Genomic DNA, 23,895 nt, shown 5'->3' with positions numbered 1-23,895 from the left:
GCAAATTCTTAAACCCGCTGAAAAATTATTTTAGCCAGCTTGGCTACACGTCTGGTTCCTGTTTCATCCTGCCAGAATACTTCCTCCAATTCGTCGGGATGAAACGCCGCTTGCGAGCTTTCGCTGGCAATGACCAGATAGGTAATAAGTTCGCTCAACCCCAGCTCGAGAGGAAAATGCCCAATAATTTGCGAGAGCGAGATTCTGTCCTGAGATTGCAGCAGGTAGCCAATCCGGTCTTTAAGTTTTTCCTTATCCACATAGACTTGGGAGAACAGCGCTTCCGCCGGAACATCGTCACTTCCTGCGTCCATGATGTCGTCCTTCAGTTCCGGCCGCTGGGGAGGTGAAAATAAAGGCCTGTCTAAGGGAAGGCTGATTTCCGGTTTTACCCCGTCAATTTCCATGGACCAGTCCGAGGGCGGAGTATTGCGGATTGCCACAGCCTTTCCTTCAATTTCCCGCACAAGCTGATTGATCCGGCGCTCTTCCTCCAAAAAGTTCTCATCCACATACCGCCTTAATTGCTGAGACAGAGCAGCTACTGTTTCCTGGACATGGGCACCGGCATTAACCCAATCATGGTGAATATAGCGGATATTCCGGCTCGGGCCCATTTCCTGCACCGGTTTCATCTGCAAAACTTTATCCAGGGTGCTCTTAAAATCATCTTGATAAGCTGAGGACATTAAAAATTTCCAGAATGCAGCAAAACTCTTTCCTTGCTCCGATTGGGCAATCCCGTCCTGTTTTGCAAAGATTGATTCCAATAATTCTCCTTTTCCCCGTTCCCAGATGGCAATCCGTTCCCGCATCCCCCGGTCCAGTTCCCGAAAATTCTGCTCTACTGCCCGGAAGTCGGCCAGAATCTCTCGGGCAGTCCTCATCGCCTGCCAAAAACGCTCCTTGATTTGCGTTTCATCCAGCAGCTCCACCTGTCCCTTCTGCACCCGGATGATCTCCTGTTCAATTTCGGCTTTACGTCGTTGGAGCTCGGCCAAGCGTAACTTTGGATCGGTTTCAGAACGCTCCACAATCTGGTGAAGGAGTTCAAATACAGTAATCAGGCGTGATTCTGTACCGATAAAAACTTGTTGCCTTAAACTCAGAAGCCACTCAATGGCTTTCTGGGCCAGGGAGGTTAAATCAAAATAAGGCTCGTCCTGTCCCGGGGGATAGAATTTCCGCAGCCAACCATGTTCATCATTGGCCCAGTCATCCAGATATTCTCGTCCTGAACGCGGAAAGAGGGAGTCATCGCGCCCCTGACTGAGCAGCTCAATGAAGCCTTCCAAGCGGCTGATCAATTCTTGCTCAGCAATCTGCCGCTTGTTTTCCGCAATAAATTCTCTATAGTGAAACGACGCCACAAAAGGAGCCTGAGATGATGTTAATAAACGCCAGGCCGGATTTTTCTTGCGCAGTAACTCCAGAAACTCGAAAGACATATGTTCCGAAAACTCAGTTTTTTGCTGTGCCATCGAACGACTTTCCTCCGTTTGATTTCCTTCTTTGTTAAAATATAGATTTCGACAGCTTACATCTATTTCCTCTAAAAGGTCAACAATTTGTAGACCCGTGAAGAGCAAGGGTTAAAGTAGAAGCTATTCGCCATTTTCGATAGTGTTCTCCTGATTTTTATCAATTCCTGCTTGGGGAAGAGGATGAGGAGGATGAGGAGTATAAGGGTTTAGCAAAGAATTGAGCAAAGTGATATTGCATGCTATAATTCAGATAGATTTAACTCTGAGTCGGGAGTGATTCTATGGCATCCCTAACTAAAACAGAACAAACGGCCTTAGACAGAACAATTCAACATATACGCGATGTTTGCAGGGATAACCTAATTTCTGTGATTCTATACGGTTCTAAAGCCCGAGGGGATTCTTTGCCTGAATCCGATATTGATATTATGATTCTTGTCCGCAATCGCGATAAAGTAGACAGAGATAAACTTTATGATTTTCTTTTACTTGACGATGTGGGTTATAACATAAATATTTCGCTCAATATTTATGAAGGGGAATACTTTAATCAGTTGTCAACAATGCACGTACCTTTTGTTAAAAATGTTCTTAAAGAAGGAGAAACATTGTGGACCGTATAGAAACCAAAGATTTAGCCTTTTATCGATTGCAATCTGCTAAAGAACGGTTAGCAGTTGCCGAGGATCTTTTTAATCTGGAACATCACCGGGATTGTTTATCCAAGGCATACTACTCCCTCTTTCAGGCGGCTAGGGCGGCTTTGGCTACATTAGGACTTGATTCGCGGAAACATTCTGGGGTAATAAGTGTGTTTAATATTAATTTTGTGAAGACCGGAATATTTCCAAAAGAATACCGAAAGATTATCGCAAGCTCTCAGGACCTGAGATTAGCCAGTGATTACGATGATTTCTATCTCGCTAGTAAACAAGACGCTAAAAAAACTCTTAAAGATGTCTAAATGGTAATAAAAGGTGTCGAAGACTATTTAAATTCTTACTATGCCGACCTCCAATGAAACAAAGGCTTCCCTGAGAGAAATAAATCTCGGGGAAGCCTTTGTTTCGATATGCTTATTCTTATGGTAGAGTCACCGATCTTAACACAATAGTCCATTTTATGTAGTAGGCAGCGATGTTTATTGATTTTGTTCACTATATGAGAGTTTAGCGAACCTGAGATTCTGAACTAGTTATACCTTGATTAAGGGAAGAATGGCTATGATACCTTATAAGGGAATTTAGGACAATATTATTCTCACTCAAAACTTCAATGTTGGATTCTATGATCACTTGGTCAATCATCTTCAAAAGATAATCAGGGAAATCATCTGTATCATGTTCAATGGATATAAGTCGTTTTTTCATTCTTTTTCCGACTTCGACAGCCTCTTCTTTATTACCATACTTGTAAGCAACTCCAGTTCATCTATCCTTTCAAACAAGGCTTCTCCACAAGCACTTTCATGTTTGTAACTCTCTCCGGTACTATCTTCATAACATCAGCTGAAATACAAAAACTTTCCGTTTCGCCCTACAATACTAAGCCACAAACCTAAGCTTTCTTCAGTAGATCTGGTCACAAGTTTTATAAAATTCCAGTACTCGCCAGTGGTATGTGCCAGGTCGAGGGAATCGGCTTCAGTAAGTATGCTTTTGGGACCTTATTGCGAAATATAAAGTTCTTATCTAAGCCATCTTTCCGGCACCTAAATCTCAGAAAAAACATCTGATAAAAGTATCTCTAAACCCGGGAAGACAGTTGATTGAATAGTATCTCCCTGCTGGAGGCTCATTAGGTTGTCTATATCTCTTTCTTTAGAAAAAGAGTATTGAAGTATACTTTTATTTTCCGGGTTTACAACCCAGTATTCTAAAATACCGCTTTTCATATAGAGATTTAATTTTGCAGCCAGATCCTTGCCTTTGGTGGATGGAGACAATACTTCGACCACCAGTGACGGTATGCCTTCATACTTGTTCTTTTCATTAACCTTGTTTTCATCACAGATCACGATTACATCCGGCTGGACAACATTCGGATCTTCTTCAAACCTGGTCGCATAACCGAAAAGCCGTATATCCAACGGAGCAGTTAAAGACCGACAAAGTTTTCCTCTAAAATAGTTATTAAAGTGCCAAGATATTTCGTTTACAACCACCTGATGAGTAAAGGTAGGTGAAGCTAACAGATAAATCTCACCGTCGATCAGTTCGTACCTTTGATCAGAGGAATCAATCAGCTCCATATATTCTTCGTAGCTCACCGTCTTTGTCGGTTGATATCTTTTTGCTTCTTCATGTACAAGAAAATAGTCCGGTTCGTTATAGCGGATGAGTTTGGCAATACTCTTGCCGTTTTTGGTAATAACAATATCTTCCTTCTCTACGAGAGCAAGATATTTTCCAAACGCATTTTGCATATCTGTGGTATTAATACGCATACGATCACCTTCATCCAGAATTTCAACTTAGGTATTATTTTAGAGCGGTTTAGCTATTCTGTCAATTATATTTTAGCTAAAATTCAAGCCAGACAAAGGCAGGGTCTCATATCCATATACAGACCGTTCCGAATTAAGCAGGAATATTCATACCACTTAGAAACATCTTTCGAAATTCATAGCAAGAATATCACTCCGTTGAAATCTCTTTCCGCTGCTTTTTCTGTCGTGCCTTATCCAGGCGTTCTTGATACATCTCTCGAATCCAAGTACTCACAGGTGCCTTCCATTGTTGGCTTGGGCTGGGGATATTTTTGACCAGACTTCTGGGGTTTAATCCCATCTCTCTGGCCATTTTCAGGGTTTCTTCGTTCAGTCTACATTTCTTTTTTGCTTCAGCCCATTCTGCATCCTTTTTTATATTACTAGCCATGTTGTATTCCTTTCTTCACACAATTTGAATTAGATTAACATCCATATTAATCACTATTTCGTTTTACAGCCCGATACTGCTGCTTGCTACAGTTTGGCTTGTCAGGAACCCCCATGGGGAAGCAGGTCCTTATGAGCGCCGTGCCAGGGATTATCCGTCCCACAAATAACAAAAGCGCACATACATCTCAGAAAATGGCTGTAGATGTCTGTGCGCACGAATATCCCATCTATTATTTAGACTTTCCCATAATGTCACCTCACGTAAGAACATCAAGCTGTTGAATAATACTGGAGAGCATATTATTCAGTAGTTATCCGCTCAACTGAAACTCTCTCCGGCTCTATCTCCGAAAGCAGAGGTGGCTACCATGATTTGAACCTCTCCCATAATATCAACTATTCGATTATTCTTATTCTTATTCATCTCTACCTTCGGTAAAAAACTCATCCAGACACCCGTCATCAATAGCTGACCCTCTATTTTTAATATGGAACTGACCGTGGCCTACCCATTTAATAAAATTTGCATGCCTTAGGTCCATAACAAAAGGTTTCAATCTCATCAAAGAAAAGGTCTTTTGCTTTGATGAATACTTTTATTCCTGCAGTAGGCTTATCTTACAGATTCTCTTAACATTTTTTATGGATTATAGGCTTCAATCTTCTCACTGACAAGCCTCAGCCGACCACCTTTTACTGACCAGACCGATTCAGCCCAGGCAACTGTATTAGCATGAGTAATGAACGAAATACGTTGCTTGCCGTGAAGCTCCTGAGTACCATCACCGTCATCGTCAGCAGGATCCAGGCTGACAAATACATCATCCATGACTTCATCATCTACATACGACTGGTCTTTAAGAAATACCCCTGCATTATTATAGACACCACTGTCAATATATAGAGGAACAACTGCCCCATCATGAAAATTAACGATGGAATTAACCCCTGTGTTTTTATCGATAATCTTCATCTCAAACCCGGGAAAGCATACTACTTTCAGAGCCAAGCCTTTGTTCAGCTCTTCCTGAGATACCACTGAAACTACCTTTCTATTTTCATATGCCATTAGGGCATAAAGAACAATTCCTCCGCTGCCACCAGTTTCAACAGAAACCAGGATCTCGTTTTTCTTTGCGGCAGTGAAACTCCCGATATTGAATCGCGGTAACATGACTCCAAAATCTTCAGGCAGTAAAAATGCGGCAAACTTCCCTGTAACCCCATCCCTGACAACTACCGCCAAATTACAGGTTTGGTGGCCAAAAAGGGCATTCGTATCATTGTTTTCGCCAACCAGCAGCACATCGTCGGCAGCACCGTCTCCATCGGCGTCAATTCTAGTGCTGTCATAAACATATCTAGTCTTTCCGTTTTCCGAATCATCCTGCGAGAACGTACTACCGGGAACAAAATCCGGAGAATACTGGTGCGTTGTATGTGCTGAAGTACTTTCCGAAACAGTAGGATCTAGGTTTTCACCGGAGGAAGTATTACTGGTGGTTGAATGACTTTCATTGGATGTTGAATTAATGCCGTCGAAGGTATTAAGACTGGCGACTGTTTTTTTGCCGCCCGTAGTATCATTCTGCGTATTGTTTGTACTACTGGTTACCTTGATAGCGTCTGTTTCAAAAATCTTATGATAATTAAAGGCAACGATTATCCCTGCTGTACAAATAATCATTATTGCAATGATTATAATAGCAGGTAACTTGTAAAAAATATTTCTGGTCTGCATTGGCTTCAATTTTCGGCTTCACAATTATTGCACTGGCAATATGTGATGGCCAACCCCTTCCCGTTAAATAATTCTTGAAATCAATTTCTGATTTCTTGCAAAATTACTTCTAATACCCAGCTTTTTGGCATACAACCTATTTCCCACAGTTTATTTCGCCCATTCTTAACCTACTAGGAAACGGATTTTTCTCATATGGATATTGCGAAGTTTATCTTCCGCCTTCTCAACAATCCTGAGTAGAAACCTTAAAAATATGGTTACTGCGAGCTTAATTGAAATTTACAAAATACCCTAATTTTTACGTTAATAACGACCTTACATAATCAACTGGTACATCCATACGAGTGGCCGTTTCTTCAATCGAAAGCCCGGTGTTTATAAATCTCTTAACAACCATAATCATGTTTTCGCCGACTTCAATAATGTGCTTATCCACATCATAGAAACGAACTACTCGCTGGCCCCATGAATGTTCAAAGAGCGGATGAACATATTCGATACTTTTCATAGTGTTTAATTTTGTAGCAAAGCCGTCCATGTCATCTTCCTCAAAATATAACTCACATGCATTATTTCCGAAAACAATTTCTTCATCTTGCTTATGAATAAACCCTTTCCAAGTATCAGCAGTCTGCAATGCAATGCCGCCCGTCAAAGTAACATTTGCCCCAAAATCAGCAACAATCTCTAACCCTAAAACGTCGTGATAAAACTGCTTTGCTTTTTCTATATTTCTTACAACAATCAACGTGCAAGTATACTTCATTCTCACGATCCTCCAATGTAGATTAGATAAAAAATAACATTTTACTAATGTCCGTTAAGATTCCCATTATTGCTATAATTAGGATTTGTGCAAGTCTCCAATTATATGAATCGAATCTAACTTCGCATTTTGACATTATCAATACTTATACTCTATTGACTCCGCTTTTACCGAAATCAGGATTCACTGCCTAATTAGTAATTGTAAACTATACTTCGGATAATTGTTACGCTCTTTAAAATATCCATATTTACCCTTTCTCGTGAGTAACTCCCCACCACATTTGGGACAACTATTAGCGCCAATTTGGTTCGCTACTTCAGCTTTCTTTTTATGTATACCTTCAACATGCTGAGTTCTGACTTTTTTATTACGTGGGTCACCCGTGAGCAGAAAATCTGGCTTCCTATTTCTATTAGCTCATATAACTGCAAACACTTTCTATAGCCTAAATTCTTCATTATTCTGTAAAACCCTGCCAACAACTGTTCCTTTTTACAGTATTCTTTATATTTTACCCTATTAGCACGGAACTTCTGCTTGATAGTCTAATGAAAAAAGCACCCTTGCCTATTTTTGAAAAATGAGCAGGGGGATTTTTTCGTTATCCGTTTGTTTGTGCGCAATCATTATGGAATTATTGTTTTATTAGTGAAATTTATTATAATCTTTATGGGAATGACAAACAGGAATTTGGGGTGTAGATTATTTATATACAGTGGAATTGACCAGAGCTGACTATAAATAATTAATCAATTTCTAAGGGGGTGTAACGTGGATACCGCATTAATTTTAAGGATTGCTTCTGAAAAAAATGAGTATTTAGAGAATAACGAGATTTCCAGTCTGTTAAGTCAATCGGCATTAGTCGGAAAACTCACTGCAGATTTTATAGATAACCCTTTGTTTGCTGTGTTTCGTGTTATGGGTCTGAGTGAAATTCCACATATTGAAACATTATCTTACACCCAAAAGATGATAGGCTATATCAACCAGAACATTGCCACGCAACAAGGATTTTTATGTTTAGGTGGAGTGGAAGAAATTGTCCCTTGCTACAATGCAATGCTGCTGGAAGCCTATTGCCGACTTGGGCTTGCTGCCAGTAAAGAGGCACAAGCAGCTTTAAGTTGGATAGAACAATATCAGCTTTTTGAGCGCAATCAAACCACTTCATGGCCTCACAAAGGTATTTGCAAACATGGTGGTTGCCTTGGAAAAACGCCGTGTTATATCGGAATCGGTAAAACAGTCCGTGCGCTTGTAACATATTCGGAATGTGTTAAGCATGAAAATCAGAAAGTGGAAAGTCTTCTTATGCAAGGAACAGACTATATGCTTCGACATAAAATGTTCCAGCGGCTATCGGATGGCAGACCCATCAGCCCGCATATTACAGACATAATGTTTCCGCAGAGTTATGCTCTCTCCCTTACTGATTTAACTTATATTGTTGGCAAAAGACAATTAACGGCGCATGAAAACAGCGTGGCCTTGTTACACCTCCTTCAGGAAAAGCAAATAACGACAGGCCAGTGGAAGATAGATTATCTTTACAGTTATAAAGGTTACATCGGTTTTGAAACCAGGCGTAAAGCGTCGGAATGGATTTCAGTATTATTTCCGATATGGCTATCTGGTTTATTATGAGCATAATGGAAAACTGACAAATTCCAATTTGTCGTACTCCAAGTTGTGAGAGTGGACTTTGTTATGAAAAAAGAACATGTGTTTTAACGTTAAACAGGGGTGCGGCAGTTGTGGCTACCGCCCCCTTGTTTTTATATACATGCAAAAATCACATCTAGTCAGCGCAATGATAAAGATTTCCCACATAGGAAACATAAGCGCGAACAGTTACCCCCAAATGGACATATCTCGAAAGATATAACTAGTAAGCAAGCTCCGTAGTCAGCTCGGTGATGATACCGCTTTGGTCTTCCAATGCCACGCCAACCGCTTACATCGCATTGGCCATGCTCATTATCACCCACAGCCGTCACTTTTCCGTCAGATTTAAGACCAACGTGACATTCTCCAATAAAGGCATGTCCAATAAGCGAATACGCATTCGTTTATTGGACATGCCTTGGTTATTCGACGATGGGGTGCATGTCGACATAAAACCGGATTTAAACCTTTAGCAAGCCACGGAACCCTCTGGCTGCATAGTAGGATTCTGCACCATTGTGATATACGAAGACATTGCCGTAACGGAAATCCGCAAAGATGGCACCGCCCAGCTTTCTAATATCTGAAGGTGTTCTAATCCAGCTCGATGTTTTTGCGTCGTACTTTCCTAGTTTCTGAAGGTTCCGGTATTCTTCTTCTGTTAAAAGCTCGATGCCCATGGCAGCGGCCATATCAATGACGTTGTTTTTGGGCCTATTTTCTTTCCTTGACTCAAGAGCCTCACGGTCGTAGCAAAGACTTCTACGGGCTTTAGGACTTTCTTCAGAACAATCACAAAAAATGTATTCGCCCGTCATCTCATCAAGACCAAGAACATCCGGATCACCGCCCGTACTTTCCATTTCATTAAGCGACCATAGTTTTTCAGGATTATTTTCTAGCTTTGCTTGTATTTTACCCCAATCAAGACCTTCATGGCGATTCATATTTTTCTCAAAACGAGCTTTTAATGCTCTGAGTAGTTCATCGCGTTCTTCAGGTGATAAATCCATGTTAATTCTCCTTTTCATAAATAATACTCTCTTATTATGTATTTCATTTATGATTTGAATTCAATCAAAAAAGGACTTGATTTAAAGTAACTTAATCAGCTCTTCTAGCTCTTCAGACAATACTTTTGCAAGAACAAAATCAGTCTCTTTTAAAGCCAATTCTATTTTTGTTTCAACTGATTTTTTCTTTTGTTCAATTTCTAAATAGTCTCTATCAAAGTGACTAGCATAAATCATCTTTCTGAATTTTCTTATACTCATTTTTCTGATCGTCTTATCCTCAATGATTAAAACATAATCCATACTATTTACAATCGAATAAAAATCATGAGAAATCATGAGAATCGCACCTTGATAGTTTTCAATGGCTTTTTCCAGCGCTATTTGTGAATAGATGTCTAAATGACTTGTCGGTTCATCAAGAAGCAATATATTTGCTTTACTGGCAGAAACTTTAGCCAATTGAAGCATATTTTTTTCTCCACCAGATAAAGATCCTATCTTTTGATGAACGATTTCTCCTTCAAAACCATAGTTTGAAATATATGCTCTAATCTGATCATAGCTTTTAAACCCAGCATCGAAGAACTCTTCAAGTATCGTATTAGACTCATTGAGCCTTTCGCCTTGAAGCTGAGATAAATAAGCCACTTTAACGTCACCATTTATTTCAATTGAATTATGATTATTTTTAAAGATTTCTCGGAGTAAAGTCGTTTTCCCAGCACCGTTTGGACCGATAAGGGCTACTTTATCCGTAGATTTTATCTCAAAGTTAACATTTTCTAAAGGCAACACTATAATTATTGACGTTTAAAATAATGGTGTCTTCGATTTCATGACCAATATCTAACCTGATATCCGGTTGCTTTATATCTACAAATGGCGCTTTAATTCTACGCGCTTCTAATCTTTCTTGAACTTTAACCCTAGCTTTTAGTTTTTTTCCTTTAGAAACGTCGGCGATATAAGTTGCGTTTTTTCTAAGTTTGTTTATTAAGATCTCGTTTCTCTTGATTTCTTCATCATCAACTATAGTGAGTTCTTGTAACTCAATTTTAGTTTGAAGTAATGAGAAGTTATAATCAATATATCTCCCATCAAACTCTTGGAGCTCCATGTTTTCAAGGTGGATAATTTTGTTAAAACAATGATTCAATAGATATCTGTTATGCGTAATAACCAGCAATATTCCTTTGTGAGAATTAATCAGATTCTTCATCGCATTTAGGTTTTCAAAGTCCAAAAACACATCTGGTTCGTCCATAATCATTAAGTCTGGACTACTGAGCATTTCCTTCATCACTTGAATAAGTTTGAATTCTCCACCACTCAGCTCAGATACCTTAATATCTTTTTGCTTGATTAGGTTTGCTAGATTTAGCTTCTTATTTATATTGTTTTCAAAATCATTCCCGCCCATTGAATCAAATGCGTCTAAAGCGAGTTGATACTTTTCTAGTAAAGAATCAGTCTCCGAAGATGTTTCCATTTCAGTACAAATCGATGTTATTTCATTCTGTATCTTAATGAATTCTTCCCCTATATATTCGAAAACTGATGCGTCTTTCGTTTTGTCTGGTTGTGAGAACTTACTTACATACCCAATTCTACACGTTTGATCCATCTCCAATATGCCATCGAACATATATCGATCTGGATCCATCAGTATATCGATCAGTGTGCTTTTTCCACTGCCGCTTGTTCCTATAAAAGCGCAATGTTGTGCCTCTTCTAGCGTAAATGAAATCTTTTTATAGAGCTCTTTTTGCGGAAATGAGAATGATAAGTTATCAACTTTTATCATGGTAATACCTTCCTTTATAACTAAAAAAGATCCTATTAAAATAGGTTCTTCAATAAATAGTCTCCCCAATCGAAATGATGCAATTGAATAATCTGTAGTAACGACATTAATTTCGGGTTACCGACCGTTGGAGCATAACACTTTATACTGCTAATTTCAATCATTTCACATTAAAGCCACGGATAAATCAGCCAATTCCGAATTCATTGACATCCATAAGGCCTCAATCTTCATTCGGTGCATATCTGGATGAAGAAAATAAAAAAGCTGCAAACCTGAGGCGTGCAGCTTTAGAAAAACTATACTCAATTTTTTTGCCAGTGATCGCAGACAGGAGCCGGAGGAATACTCTGAATGAATTTGAAGATATTCTCCGGGTCATATTTAGCTTTTACTTTCCGGAGCCGGGCAAAATTATCCCCATAATATTCCTGTCCATAACTTTTTAAATTTAAATCAGGTACATTAACGTATGATCCGGTTATATAGGGCTGCAGTTGTATACGGGTCTGTTCAACAAGCTTAATATTCTTCTGTGTTTCAGCTTCTTCTGTCCATGAGGCGTCCCATTCCATATAATATTTTGTATTGCGCCAGAAAAAGGCTGTATCCTCGGGAGGTACCCGGTTCATTGCGCCTCCGGAGTTTAGGAAAAAGAAATTGGATTCACTTCCTTTTGCTTTTTCCAGGAAACTTCGGATTGAATTAATTCCTTCTGTGGGCAGGATTTGCTCCACCCAGGCAGATGACCACGTAGTATTCTGATTATCGAACAGCGGTTCATTCGGAGCCCAGAATTCTATTGCCTCAGGTAGTGTAACCTCATTAATCAACACCTTAATAGGAGATCCAACATCTGTCAAAGGCATTATCAATTTTTCTAATTCTGCTTTGGGACCTAGGAATATTCCCTGCGAACGGAGCAGACCATTCGCTTTCGAGAATATCTCCAATATGGTCCCCAGTCTTTCATCGACCGAAGGAGACCATCTTTGCCATACATCAACAACTCTGTCCAATTGCTCCCACGGCCAGATTATTTCAAATATTCCAACTTGAAAGGGAGCAGGGCGTATTGTAAATGTATACGAAGTTATGATGCCAAAGTTACCTCCTCCGCCTCCACGGATGGCCCAAAATAGATCTGGATTTTCGTTCTCGCTGGCGCGTAACATCTCACCATTAGCATCAACGATAGTAGCAGCCAGAATATTGTCAGAAATCAGTCCGGCGGTACGCTGGATAACTGTAATTCCACCCCCAGTACTTATTCCGCCTATACCAACTGTAGAACTATCTCCAAAAGGAGCCAAGACGCCTTCTTGCGCAAGCATCCTCACCAGCGGACCTACACGTATTCCTGCTTGGACGGTGGCGATTCCCTGTGTTTTATCCAACATGACATTTCTCATTTGACTGGTATCTATCACTATTCCACCATTTGTCTGAGAGAAATCTTTCGCTAGAGCATGCCTGCCGCTTCGCATCCGAATGGGTACATTATTCTCACGAGCCCATTTGACAGCATTTGCGACATCCTCATCCTGATGTGCAAAAACAAATACGATAGGGAATGCATTGGTGAATGGGTTCCAGTTCATACGTGCCTGCTGATACTCTGGATCATTAGGGTATATTACTGTTCCCGTTAATTTTGTATTTTTATTCATTCAATCACACCCTCGATTTATGAATTAGCTTCACATAAAAGTGATTCCACTTTTCATGCCCAAGCACTCTACGTTATAATATGAGCTTTTATTGGATATGTGTCATCTCTTTAACATGAGTTGTTATTCAATAAAAACTTTGCCGCCGTCATAAATCGAGAAGTCATTGAGCAAGGTGCAAAAATGTTAGCGGATGAGCTTTGTTGGAGCGATTCCAGCGAGTCCTTCAGCTGCCTGGCCGTTTTATCGAGTTCCGCTTTGGACGTCTTGACATTCTCCAATTGGACCTTCAGATTGGCAAGCTCCGTAGTCAGCTCGGTGATGATACCGCTTTGGTCTTCCACTGTTTTCTGGAGGTCCGCGTTCTCCTGCAGGGCTAGGTCTTTTTCCTGTAAGGCCTGGTCTTTTTCTTGCCGGGCCTGCGTCCGTTCATTGACCGCTTTCCTGAGTTCCTGATTAATCATGCCTTCGACATCCATATCGGCGATGAATTGTTCTCGTCCTTCTTCCGGGACTCCTAAGAGGATCACTGCCTGGGAGTATGTCAGATTGCGCACTGGTGCGTAATCTGAGTTGCTGTCGGAGGTCAAGCAGTTTGCTCCCGTACTCTCTAAAGACCTTCATAAGTCTGTCGGCCGTACTCTGAGAGTAACTGACCGACTCCTCCAGCCACTTGCCCCATTCTCCATCATAATCTAGATCAAAAAACTTGAACCCAATTTCTTGTGCCAACTGCTTGCCAATAGTTGTTTTTCCGACACAGCTTACCCCACTGAGAAATAATCGCATTTACTATTCACGCTTTCTTAGTTTTTCTTTACTAATCTGTTAGATCCTATCTTCTTCGTCTAAGCGCCGTTCAATCTCTTTATCAATCAAGTCAAACTGGCGAGCGTATTCTCGTGCCCGTTGTCTCTGCGCATAATAATCCTGTTTGCGTAGCTCTCTTTTAGGTAAATTTCGAGGGGATAGCTTTTTCCAAGTGAGCAATTAAATATAATCCCTCATAAATACAAGGAAATGAGGGATATCATCTATTATAAATAGTTAAATTTATTTGGATTTCAAGTATAATACATATAGCGAAGCGAAGCAGAAAGATTATAAAAACAGGAAAGAGTTAGCGAGTATGTTTAAATTTTTCTGCCCAAAGTGTAAAAATAATTTATTTAGTGCAAGTGATCATCGCTATGAAGAGAAGATCTACTGCTCAATCTGCAACACTTATCTTGATAATCCATATTACAAGAAACCATCTAATTAACAAACCATTCCTCTAAGGGGCCGTATCGAAACTAAGTTCAACTTAGTTTCGATACGGCTTTATTAGAGCTCTTGACTCAACTCATCTTCCAGGAAAATCCTGCAGGAATTAGCACCACTGCCGCTAAGGCCGGTTGCTGGGTTTCATCGGGCCAGTCCCTCCACCACTCTGAATGAGAATCCATATTTAATTGTTTTTTACAATATAACATTAAAGGAGCATCTATCAAGTTTTCAATATAATTTAAACATTAAAATTGTCCGGTGGCAGTCGTTCCTATAGGCAGTGATAAATTTTTATTCAACCCACTCATTAAAGCTATCCTTGTTCTCAATAATTTTTTCAGCAATCTTTGTCCCAACATAAGAAAAATAATGTTCAACAAGTTCTTGACTGAAACAATTGTTATTACCTTCTATGAACTTACCACTCTCAACAACTCGGCGAAGCAGAGGAATATTATTTGTTTGGTTTATATCAAAATTCTGAATGGCAATTTCAAATTCTTCTTTTAAGATAGACGTGCCCCAATACTTAGGCCCTTTTTGAGGTTTGATCTCTAAGGCACGCCTCACAAACTCATGTGGAAATGCGCCAAAAGTAATAAGAATCTTGGGTTTATGTTCGAGAATAAGTTCCCTGAACATCACTATTTCTGCCTCTACTTCAGCTCCCCACCAATTCAATGTATTAGGAACCATTCCACTTTCTCTAACAACGTTCCAAATAAAAATATCCGTCGTATCGATTCTCTTATGTATTTCTCTATACACTTTGTCCTGTATCACTTCTACTACAGGTGTCCAAATATAATAGCGAACAGCAGGATGTTTTGGATTAACTAATAGCCAAATTGGATAACTTCTTTTTCCCGACTCCCTTGTCGTTATGGTTGTCATTTCATATCAATCCTCTCATTATCTTGATCCCATGGTTTATTTCAATCTTTCCATTTCCGATATAATTAGTGTTTAGAATACTGCTCCTCCTTGGAGAAGTCAATACCGATGCCCTGGTTAACCTTAGACTGTTACCAGTGGGTTTTACTACAAGCGGCTTCTTGATATCTGATAGCTAAGACATACACTGTTCTATTTTTTTGCAATTAATACTGTCTATAACTGATATATTTGGGTCTAAAGAAACAAGGGTTTGAATTCTTTTAGAATCAAACCCTTGTTTTTCTTTCGTTTAATGTTCTGAAATGAGCTCCTGATCAATCAACCGGGCCAAATACTCAGAGTAATGTGTCAACTTCTCTTTTGGTCTTAGCTGAATAAGACTAACATTCGTATCCTCCATGTCCTCAACCTCAGGCCCATAACTAGGATGAAGAGCAATCACTCTGATGGCCTTGGAAACCCCAGCAGGATCACCGATGAATTTAAGCGAATTTGAATAGTTTTGTAAAGTATTCATGTTTTTTGGGCGGTTCTCATCTTCCACCCTATCGTTGTTCCAGATGTTTAAGCGTTTCCGGTATTTGGCATCGAGAATGATCGACCCAGAATAAGCAGCGCTATTAAATACATCAATTCGAATATCCGGTTTATAATTCGTCCCTTCCATATAGACAATTCGGTTGCTTCTGAGCGCGCTACGCTTCGCGCGGGCCATTTTTTCATTAAACATCACGGAAAGACGAATTGTATCTTTAACCATTTCCACTACGGTATCATCTTGAAGTACCGGAAAGACTAATTCTTGTCTTACCTGGTGAGAAGCATCATAAATCCAACCCGAAACCGGCGTATATCCCGCCTGTTCCAAAGCAATAATGGTTTTAATGTAACACCAATATTCATATAAAATATCAGTCCGCTTCCATTGCACCTTAAAATCAAGAGCTAAGGGACTCTGGAAATCCTGTGCTCTGAGTTTCTTCCACCATATGAAAACTCTCTTGTAGCGCCAATCTCGTTGAAGTTTCAGCGTTAAGTGATTAGAGTCACTTAACGGTTTGAGCTCTTGGAACACTGGGTGATCTATGTATTTTCGGACATAGAAAATTCCCTTTTTCATTTCCCGTTCCATCGCTTCAAGACTAGTAATTTTGCTTTTTAGAACCCTTACTTCGTGACTTGTCGATTTTTGATGGACGATAAAGGGTGACCTCGTTTCAATCGCCCTCTGTTCTTCCGTAATCGTACACCTTATTGCTCGCAGGACACCCTCCATTTGAGACGACACATAATAAAGGAATCCCAATACCATCCGATTTTCAGGCGTATCATAGGTAAGTGAATCGATTATTCCGAGGATAACTTCAGGTTGTACCAAGCTTTTGGCGGCAGCATTCGCCCGTTGCCCTTGTACTGATAGGAGCCAACGGGAGCACTTAGCGTCCTGCTTACAATTCACATTGGCTTTTACTTGTCGGTAACGCCGCTCCAGATGCTGATCTGGGCATCGTGTCAAATCTTCAAGGGTTATCCCAAGCTCTTTTACCATCTGCTTCAGAATTACAAACTCGGCCAGCACTAGGGGGGGAAGTAAGCCCCTTTCTCCGTAGAGTTCTATTCCACGATTCATCCGAGTTTGATCATAGGCGAGACCCTGAACCATTTCGTTAAGCTCGTCACGCATCACGTCAAGCTGGTCTTCCGTAATATTATTGGGTCTTACGCGCAAGGTGGCTTCGAACGAATCGCTAACTTCCCCTTTTCGCTTCACAAAGATCAAATAGTCAGCAGGAATCAGTGGGTAATCTTCATTAAGATCACTATAGAGGGGAAACCGTATAGTCCCAGAGGGCAAACACGGAATCCCTTCTTCATCGAGAATTAGCTTCACAGAATCATAGCCATCTAAGCCGTCAATATAGAGGTAGGCATCTTCTTGGTTTGCAGTATACGAAACATAGAGGTTATCTCGTTCATAAACCTCGATAACGCTGTCTTGACTAACCTTGCGCTGGATCTCTTGTCTGCCTATGAAAAACATGATAGAAATCCCTGCGTTTTCAGGATGCATAGCCATGATCTAAAAGTTCCTTTGCTTTTTTATGACAGACATCCCGCGAATAATTAAACGTTGAGACAGAGGGGTATTTCTCAAACAATTTTAGGATCTGGCTCGTCGCTTGCTCAGGTTCTGTGTATTTACCAAAGAGCTGCACAAAGTCGCTCTCTGGGCCTTTAAACTTAGTCATGATCCGTTGCACCAGTTGCAGATCAAAAGCCTTACCCCGTTCGAGGAACTCCTGCCCCTGTACATTGCATGGGATGTTCTTTAAATACGATCCGATTTGGCGAATGATCCGGTAACCCACAACCCTGTCCTTGTCAATTTTACGCAAGACCGAGTTCAATTCATCCAGAAAATCAATTTCATCATCCGTCAAACCAATCTCTGTTGGCGAATTATTGCACCACGAGGCAAAGACATTTCCAGGGACTGGTGAGAGTTGAGCTCGCTCTTCAGAAGGTTTCCCAGATGAAGCCTTTTCTTCAAAAACTGCTTTCCAGGCGCGCAAAGACTCATAAATTTTCAACCTAATGACATTCGCTCGATCAAGGACCTTATCACTAAATTGGAAGGACGATTCATCAATATTTACCGTACCTACAAAAAAAACATTATTCCCAATGGGCACTCGTGGCGAATACTCGTGCCGATTATACACTTCAGGTGCCAGTTTCTCACTGTATAACGTTAAGTACCGGTCTTCAGAAAGTTCTAAAATACTTAGAAATTGACTAAAGTAATGTTCGACCCGTGCCAAGTTCATTTCATCAAAGCAAATGAGATAAAGCTTGTCCTTGTTATCCTCCAGGGATGCTTCGATGAGTAGATCGACAAGCCCAGTTTCTGCCGGACGGTAAATCTTGTGAATCGCATCGTAAAAGCCGATCAAGTCAGCATCGTCATTCCAGCTGGGCCGAACCGGAATAAATAAGAATTGTTTACGTTCTTCACCTGCTTCATCTACTCCTGAAAGTCCTAAGGCGCGAGCGTAATTAATGACAAGTTGGGATTTTCCCACCCCAGACATTCCTGCTAAAACCACTAACGCTCCAGTTTTAATGGCAATATGGAAATTTACGAGGTCTTCCATGTCATATACCAGCTGATTCGACAACGCCACCTGATTTAAATCTTTAATGAACGTTTGCTCTCCGCTATCAACCTGCGCTTCATAATTTACCGGTTTAACATTTGGCTTTGATTCCACGCTCGGAGAGTTTAGCACGACCTGTGAAGAAGGCACTGTGAACCGTTTAATAAATTCACTAACTGGAAAAGGTTCACCAAATAACAAATGGTTGCTGATTTCATTCAAATCCTCATCCAGTAAAAACGCTAAATTTACGCGCCGCAAGATTTGGCTTTCAGGTATTTCCGCTGGGACACAAGTCACCTCTTCCCCTTCAGGGCAATAAATACGCCAATGTTGCCTAAGTTCGCCTAACCATCCGGACTTACATCCAAAAAAATAATCCTGGTAGCCAATAATTAGCGGTGGGTCTTCCGGGTATTGATAAGACAGAAAATCTATGGAAGGGAGCTTCTCATAAAGTATTCTGCGAACACGCTCAACTGGAACATCTTTCGGAATAATGGGTATGGGAGTGAATTGCGAAGTATAGGGATTAAAAGTAATAGGGGTATCGTGAAACGCAACATTCTTGCCATTAAAATACACTCGTTGGGTATCTTTTTTCACCGCTTCCACTGTGAAAGAAAGCAGTCGACTTTTAAAGAAGTCCCTGGCACGTGCTTTTCTACTCTCATTAATTTCGAACTGTCGAAAATGTGAAATTGTCACAAGCTCGTCAGGAAACCCTGCTAACATTAAATCTTTACCCCAGATTGTAATCTGACGCCTTCCGTCTAAAGCTTTATGGAGACTATCCGGTAAGATAGAAATCATATCCACCTGCAAACGCAGAGACTGAGAGTTAATATCTACGTCTATACTTTCTATTACAGGCTTTCCTATAACAACGGAATTCCATATCCTACTATCTCTAATCATGGGACAATCCTCCCTCTGAAATTCAAGAGTTCACTACACGGAACATTCCAGTACCTAGCAATATCTCGAATTTCTTCAAGCTTATTAGGCTTCACTTCATTCTTTTTATACAGGACAAGTTGACACGTAGACATTCTTCGTCTCGGACGGTTCCAATCAATTTCCATGGCCCAAATGGGAATGATCCCTAAGGCATTGAGTCTATCGTCTACTTCATTATCCAGTTCTGCAAAAATCAACGCTTTTCGTCCCTGATAGGCTGTAAAATCAAGGTCACCACATAGGTCTTCCTTTGCTTTATGCATATCTATTAGTTGATATGGTTCCTTTATTTTTTGGGTCTGTCTCTGTTCTATTGTCTGTTTTAGTAAGTCAAACTCTTTATCTTTTTCGGCTCGTTCTTCTTCAAGTTCTCTTATTCTATTTCTAAGCTTTCCAGTATCTTGCTTTTCTTTGGCCCATTGTGATTTTAAAGCTACTATGTCTATTTTTAGTTTTTCTAATTGTTCCTTAGTTCTTTGCCCCTCCAAATTAGCTTTTTGTAGTTTTTGTTCCAATATTGTTATCTTTTTACGAAGATCTTCGGCCTCTTGAGTATCCCTATCTTCGATATTATTCTTGGTCCGCGTAGAAATAACAGCAACAGTATCTTCTAAGACATTGTTATTAGCTAGAGACTTGTCTTCTTCTGCTCGAGAATATATTTCTTCCCCCATTGCTCTTATCTCTGAGTTAGGACTTAACGTAAACATGTATCCGACTTTAAATCGTTCTTCTCGAGGAACAGTTTCGGAGGAAAACGGAGTGAACGCTTCTTGAGAAAATGCCTCTAATTCTTTTCTTAGATATCGATTGATTTCTTGCCAAACCCTTCCTCTATCCTCTGGTTTCCCTCTAGGGTGAGCTAGAATTTCCTCAATTATTTCACTCTTTGTTGACCTTATTCTTCGTTTTAATCTCTTAGCAAGCTCTTTCATCTCCTCAATTGTGAACCCATTCAAAATCCGCTGGGGGTTATACTGAATACCATCCATAACCATCCTCCTTATATAGGCATATTTATAATTTTTCTGCATCCACTCTCTAATTCCTTCCGTTTTCTACATAATCTTATAAAACAAATTAACCCAATATATCCCACCCAAAAACCATGAACACTTCTCCGTTACAGGTCATAGATTGTGTTATGGTTAATTGATAATGGTTATCTTTCGAGGAGGAATCTATATGTGTGGTATCGTAGGTTTTGTAGATTGGAGACGGGATCTTACCTTCCATAAAGATATTTTGGTCGGTATGACTCAAACTCTTATACCCAGGGGACCAGATGCAGAAGGGTACTGGCTTTCCCCTCGCGCTGCTCTTGGCCACCGCAGGCTCGTTGTCGTTGACCCCCAAGGTGGCCTTCAACCGATGATTCGCCAGCGCGGTGAAGACACGTTTATTCTGATCTATAACGGAGAACTCTATAATACGCCCGAGATCCGTCAAGAGCTATTGAGTCGCGGTTACCATTTTGAAGGGCATTCTGATACTGAAGCCTTACTTCTCTCGTACTTAGAATGGGGTCCATCATGTGTTGAGCGTTTGAACGGTATATTTGCCTTTGGCATCTGGGACAGTAGAGAACAGCAGTTATTCGTGGCACGTGATCGCCTAGGAGTTAAGCCGCTCTTTTACAGTCAACAGACAGGCTCCCTTGTTTTTGCGTCAGAACTTAAAGCCCTGCTACAACACCCGGATATATCCCCCATAATCAGTCGAGAAGGCTTAGCTGAAGTCTTCCTTGTCGGACCTGCACGCACTCCTGGAATTGGTGTCTACGAAGGAGTTTCCGAACTAAAACCAGGGCATGTTCTCTTTTATTCTGCAAATGGTTTACACATCCGCAGGTACTGGGCTTTACCGAATAATGTCCATACGGATGATCTAGGAACGACAACCGCTAAGATACGCGAACTTTTTCTCGATACCGTTGAACGGCAGTTAGTTTCCGATGTTCCGATTGGAACCCTACTCTCTGGAGGTCTCGATTCTAGTGCTATTACAGCAATCGCTGCTGTTGCCCTTGATAAAGATGGAAAAGGACCTCTGCCAACCTTTTCAGTTGATTATGCTGATAACGACCGTTATTTCAAGTCCAATGACTTCCAACCCGGCGCAGACGGTCCCTGGATTAAACGTATGTCTAAAGCCTTCGGAACCAACCACACCAATTGCACCTTTGATATTCCAGACCTTATAGAAGCACTAAAAGCTGCAACACTTGCCCGCGATCTACCTGGAATGGCTGACATTGACTCGTCTTTGCTACTCTTTTCTAGGGAGATAAAGAAGCATGTCACAGTTGGTTTATCCGGTGAATGTGCAGACGAAGTGTTCGGTGGTTACCCTTGGTTTCATCGGCAAGATGCCCTCGAGGCCCAGACCTTTCCTTGGACACTGCATGTCGAAAATCGTTTACAGATTCTATCCCCTGAACTAAATGCACTTCTTCATCCCCACGATTACTTACAGAGACGCTATGAAGAGGCACTAGCAGAACTCCCTCTGCTGCCAAGTGCTTCCTCAGTAAGTCACCAAGACAGCAGAAGCTTGCAGGGGAATGCACAACGCGAGGCGCGAATCCGCGAGATCACCTATTTAACCTTAACCCGTTTCATGCCCACCCTTCTAGATCGCAAAGATCGCATGACAATGGCTACCGGGCTTGAGGTACGCGTTCCTTACTGTGACCATCGCTTAGTTGAGTATGCTTGGAATATCCCTTGGGAGATGAAAGCTATTGAAGGCAGAGAAAAAGGGCTTCTGCGTCATGCTCTCACCGGGATCTTACCCGACGATGTGCTTTGGCGCAAAAAAAGCCCCTACCCAAAAACTCACAACCCCATTTATCTGTTGACTGTTCGTACCTGGCTAAGTGAAATTCTGGCAGACAAAACTTCTCCAATTCTCCCCTTCCTGAACATCTCAGCTTTACGGGATCTCATGAAGGTCTCATCTACCATGCCTTCTGGTAGTCCATGGTTCGGGCAACTAATGGACATTCCGCAACTCTTTGCCTACCTTATCCAGGTAAATTACTGGTTAGTAGAAAACAAAATTAGAATTCTTTAGGAAATAAATAGGGGCCACGACGTAATATCGTGCCCCTACTAGAAATGATCAAACGGCTTTATTTACATCGTTTACTTCATTACCTTTACTCTCATGAGGTTTCTTAATGACTCTAACCTTTGTAATTCTATACCCTATAACTTCCATCACTTCAAAGTTAAATCCATCAAAATAAACAGTATCCCCTTTGACTGGCTTACGACCAATCCGGGCGAAAACGTATCCCCCTATGGTAGAAACGGTATCCTCCTCCAGTTCAATCTCGAACATTTCAGAGACCTCTTCTAATAAAACCCGTCCATTTAGGATATATTCATTTTCAGCCAATTTCTGAACGTCTGGCTGTTCAGACTCAAATTCATCATAAATCTCTCCGACCAATTCTTCAAGCATATCCTCAAGTGTGACAAGTCCGGCCGAGCCGCCAAATTCGTCCACAATAATAGCCATATGGGTTCGTTGGCTCCTCATTCTCTGGACTAGATGAGAAATCGGCATTCCCTCAGGAACTGCCAAGATATCTCGCTTAATTTGTGTGATCTCTTTCGTCCCCGCCTGTTCCTGTAACCGAATGATGTCCCGCAAATGGACTAGGCCCAAAACATGGTCTTTATCATCATCACACAGTAAGTAACGAGTATGACCGTACTGTCTTACAATCTCCAGAATCTCCTCAAACGTATCCTGTATGAAGATACATACCATATCTTGGCGTGGAATCATAACCTCACTAGCAATACGGTCTGAAAACTCAAAGACATTATCCAAGAGTTTACCTTCCATTTTGTCCAAATAGCCATGCTTTTGACTGGCATCGACCAACATTCTTAGTTCCTCTTCACTATGTGATAAATCGGCCTCATTGGCCGGTTGAATTCTCAAGATATGCAAAATAAGGTTAGCTATACTATTGAGCGACCAAATAACTGGATAAAAAATCCAATAGAAAAACTTTAAGAAGCCAGCAGTCACAAGGGCAATGCTCTCAGCATTTTGAATGGCTAATGATTTAGGAACAAGTTCTCCTAGGACAATGTGTAAAAGTGAGATGATGAAAAATGCTATGGCAAAAGCAATGGTATGAGTATAGATCAAACTCCAACCACCAAAACCCGCAAACAGCGGTTCGATTAGGGTGGCAATCGCTGGTTCTCCTAACCAACCTAAACCTAAGGAAGCTAATGTGATTCCTAGCTGACAAGCAGAAAGATAGGCGTCAAGTTTCGAGGCAACATCAAGTGCGGTTTGCGCTCTGCGCGAACCATTCTCCGCGAGTTCCGCTAAACGCGTTTTACGTACTTTTACCATTGCAAATTCAGCAGCCACAAAAAGACCATTAATTCCAACCAACAAGAGAGCAATTAAAACCTTTGTCACACTCCAGAGCAGACCTTCGATGATTTTTCTCCTCCTTTTATTTCCAGAAGCAACCTTTATGAATCCTATCATATCATTAGTATTTTGTTAGAATATAATTATACATCATTCTTTGTATTAATG

General features: G+C 40.8%; 18 protein-coding genes, 2 pseudogenes and 1 riboswitch. Of the genes and pseudogenes, 4 read left to right on the top strand and 16 right to left on the bottom strand.

Going from position 1 to position 23,895, the window contains the following annotated elements; all coding sequences use genetic code 11:
* Window positions 1-8: 8 nt before the first annotated feature.
* Window positions 9-1,481: a DUF3375 domain-containing protein gene (locus E4K67_RS20200; RefSeq protein ID WP_135550039.1), complete on the bottom strand. Its 1,473-nt coding sequence runs from the start codon at window positions 1,479-1,481 to the stop codon at window positions 9-11.
* A gap of 284 nt (window positions 1,482-1,765) precedes the next feature.
* On the opposite strand from E4K67_RS20200, the gene E4K67_RS20195 reads away from it, so the two are divergent.
* Both E4K67_RS20195 and E4K67_RS20190 read left to right on the top strand, forming a co-directional pair.
* Window positions 1,766-2,107 (top strand): nucleotidyltransferase domain-containing protein, encoded by a 342-nt coding sequence (locus tag E4K67_RS20195; RefSeq protein WP_135550037.1) that lies wholly within the window; start codon window positions 1,766-1,768, stop codon window positions 2,105-2,107.
* On the top strand, window positions 2,095-2,448 hold the full coding sequence (locus tag E4K67_RS20190) for a HEPN domain-containing protein (RefSeq protein WP_135550035.1): 354 nt from the start codon (window positions 2,095-2,097) through the stop codon (window positions 2,446-2,448). Before E4K67_RS20195 ends, E4K67_RS20190 begins: the two co-directional genes overlap by 13 nt.
* 747 nt (window positions 2,449-3,195) lie before the next feature.
* Here the strand turns inward: E4K67_RS20190 and E4K67_RS20185 are convergent.
* The 5 genes from E4K67_RS20185 to E4K67_RS20170 form a co-directional block, all read right to left on the bottom strand.
* Complete coding sequence (locus tag E4K67_RS20185; protein WP_135550034.1) at window positions 3,196-3,930, bottom strand: type II toxin-antitoxin system prevent-host-death family antitoxin; 735 nt, start codon at window positions 3,928-3,930, stop codon at window positions 3,196-3,198.
* A 190-nt stretch (window positions 3,931-4,120) separates the two neighbouring features.
* Window positions 4,121-4,363, bottom strand: coding sequence for a hypothetical protein (locus E4K67_RS20180; RefSeq protein WP_135550032.1), 243 nt, complete (start codon window positions 4,361-4,363; stop codon window positions 4,121-4,123).
* A 321-nt stretch (window positions 4,364-4,684) separates the two neighbouring features.
* A complete protein-coding gene (locus E4K67_RS30395; RefSeq protein ID WP_206752218.1) occupies window positions 4,685-4,828 on the bottom strand; it encodes a hypothetical protein in 144 nt (47 codons plus the stop codon).
* Between the two features lie 177 nt (window positions 4,829-5,005).
* Complete coding sequence (locus tag E4K67_RS20175; protein ID WP_135550030.1) at window positions 5,006-6,106, bottom strand: hypothetical protein; 1,101 nt, start codon at window positions 6,104-6,106, stop codon at window positions 5,006-5,008.
* A gap of 301 nt (window positions 6,107-6,407) precedes the next feature.
* Window positions 6,408-6,875: a VOC family protein gene (locus tag E4K67_RS20170; protein ID WP_135550028.1), complete on the bottom strand. Its 468-nt coding sequence runs from the start codon at window positions 6,873-6,875 to the stop codon at window positions 6,408-6,410.
* Window positions 6,876-7,649: 774 nt separating this feature from the next.
* On the opposite strand from E4K67_RS20170, the gene E4K67_RS20160 reads away from it, so the two are divergent.
* The gene (locus E4K67_RS20160; protein ID WP_135550026.1) at window positions 7,650-8,525 is read left to right on the top strand and encodes a hypothetical protein; all 876 of its coding nucleotides are present in this window, start codon (window positions 7,650-7,652) and stop codon (window positions 8,523-8,525) included.
* Window positions 8,526-9,007: 482 nt separating this feature from the next.
* On the opposite strand, the gene E4K67_RS20155 is transcribed toward E4K67_RS20160, so the two are convergent.
* From E4K67_RS20155 to E4K67_RS20115, 9 genes and pseudogenes are all read right to left on the bottom strand, one after another.
* Window positions 9,008-9,559, bottom strand: coding sequence for a DUF4256 domain-containing protein (locus tag E4K67_RS20155; protein ID WP_135550025.1), 552 nt, complete (start codon window positions 9,557-9,559; stop codon window positions 9,008-9,010).
* 81 nt (window positions 9,560-9,640) lie between these two features.
* Window positions 9,641-11,366 (bottom strand): annotated as a pseudogene (locus E4K67_RS20150) (ABC-F family ATP-binding cassette domain-containing protein).
* A gap of 305 nt (window positions 11,367-11,671) precedes the next feature.
* On the bottom strand, window positions 11,672-13,036 hold the full coding sequence (locus E4K67_RS20145; protein ID WP_135550023.1) for an FAD-binding oxidoreductase: 1,365 nt from the start codon (window positions 13,034-13,036) through the stop codon (window positions 11,672-11,674).
* 188 nt (window positions 13,037-13,224) lie between these two features.
* Window positions 13,225-13,825, bottom strand: a pseudogene (locus E4K67_RS30215) (DUF3102 domain-containing protein); the annotation flags it as partial.
* Between the two features lie 39 nt (window positions 13,826-13,864).
* Window positions 13,865-14,026, bottom strand: a complete 162-nt coding sequence (locus E4K67_RS29855; protein WP_158408528.1) for a hypothetical protein — start codon at window positions 14,024-14,026, stop codon at window positions 13,865-13,867.
* A 352-nt stretch (window positions 14,027-14,378) separates the two neighbouring features.
* Window positions 14,379-14,479, bottom strand: a riboswitch (SAM riboswitch).
* 117 nt (window positions 14,480-14,596) lie between these two features.
* Entirely contained in the window at window positions 14,597-15,199 is a 603-nt protein-coding gene (locus E4K67_RS20130) for a hypothetical protein (protein ID WP_135550017.1), read from the bottom strand.
* A 292-nt stretch (window positions 15,200-15,491) separates the two neighbouring features.
* Entirely contained in the window at window positions 15,492-17,279 is a 1,788-nt protein-coding gene (locus tag E4K67_RS20125; RefSeq protein ID WP_243454552.1) for a DUF2357 domain-containing protein, read from the bottom strand.
* The gene (locus E4K67_RS20120) at window positions 17,263-19,278 is read right to left on the bottom strand and encodes an McrB family protein (protein ID WP_135550015.1); all 2,016 of its coding nucleotides are present in this window, start codon (window positions 19,276-19,278) and stop codon (window positions 17,263-17,265) included. Before E4K67_RS20120 ends, E4K67_RS20125 begins: the two co-directional genes overlap by 17 nt.
* A complete protein-coding gene (locus E4K67_RS20115) occupies window positions 19,275-20,312 on the bottom strand; it encodes a GAS domain-containing protein (protein ID WP_135550013.1) in 1,038 nt (345 codons plus the stop codon). The genes E4K67_RS20120 and E4K67_RS20115 overlap by 4 nt, the downstream gene beginning before the upstream one ends.
* A gap of 193 nt (window positions 20,313-20,505) precedes the next feature.
* Here E4K67_RS20115 and asnB point away from each other — a divergent pair, with 193 nt between their 5' ends.
* Window positions 20,506-22,395, top strand: coding sequence for an asparagine synthase (glutamine-hydrolyzing) (gene asnB / locus E4K67_RS20110; protein WP_135550011.1), 1,890 nt, complete (start codon window positions 20,506-20,508; stop codon window positions 22,393-22,395).
* A gap of 48 nt (window positions 22,396-22,443) precedes the next feature.
* On the opposite strand, the gene E4K67_RS20105 is transcribed toward asnB, so the two are convergent.
* Window positions 22,444-23,748, bottom strand: coding sequence for a hemolysin family protein (locus E4K67_RS20105; protein WP_135550335.1), 1,305 nt, complete (start codon window positions 23,746-23,748; stop codon window positions 22,444-22,446).
* Window positions 23,749-23,895 lie beyond the last annotated feature (147 nt).

The sequence above is a fragment of the Desulfosporosinus fructosivorans genome (assembly GCF_004766045.1).
In the GTDB taxonomy this organism is placed as follows: Bacteria; Bacillota; Desulfitobacteriia; order Desulfitobacteriales; family Desulfitobacteriaceae; genus Desulfosporosinus; species Desulfosporosinus fructosivorans.
Note: the sequence above shows the minus strand (reverse complement) of the source record. Positions and strands in the feature narration are given on the sequence as shown.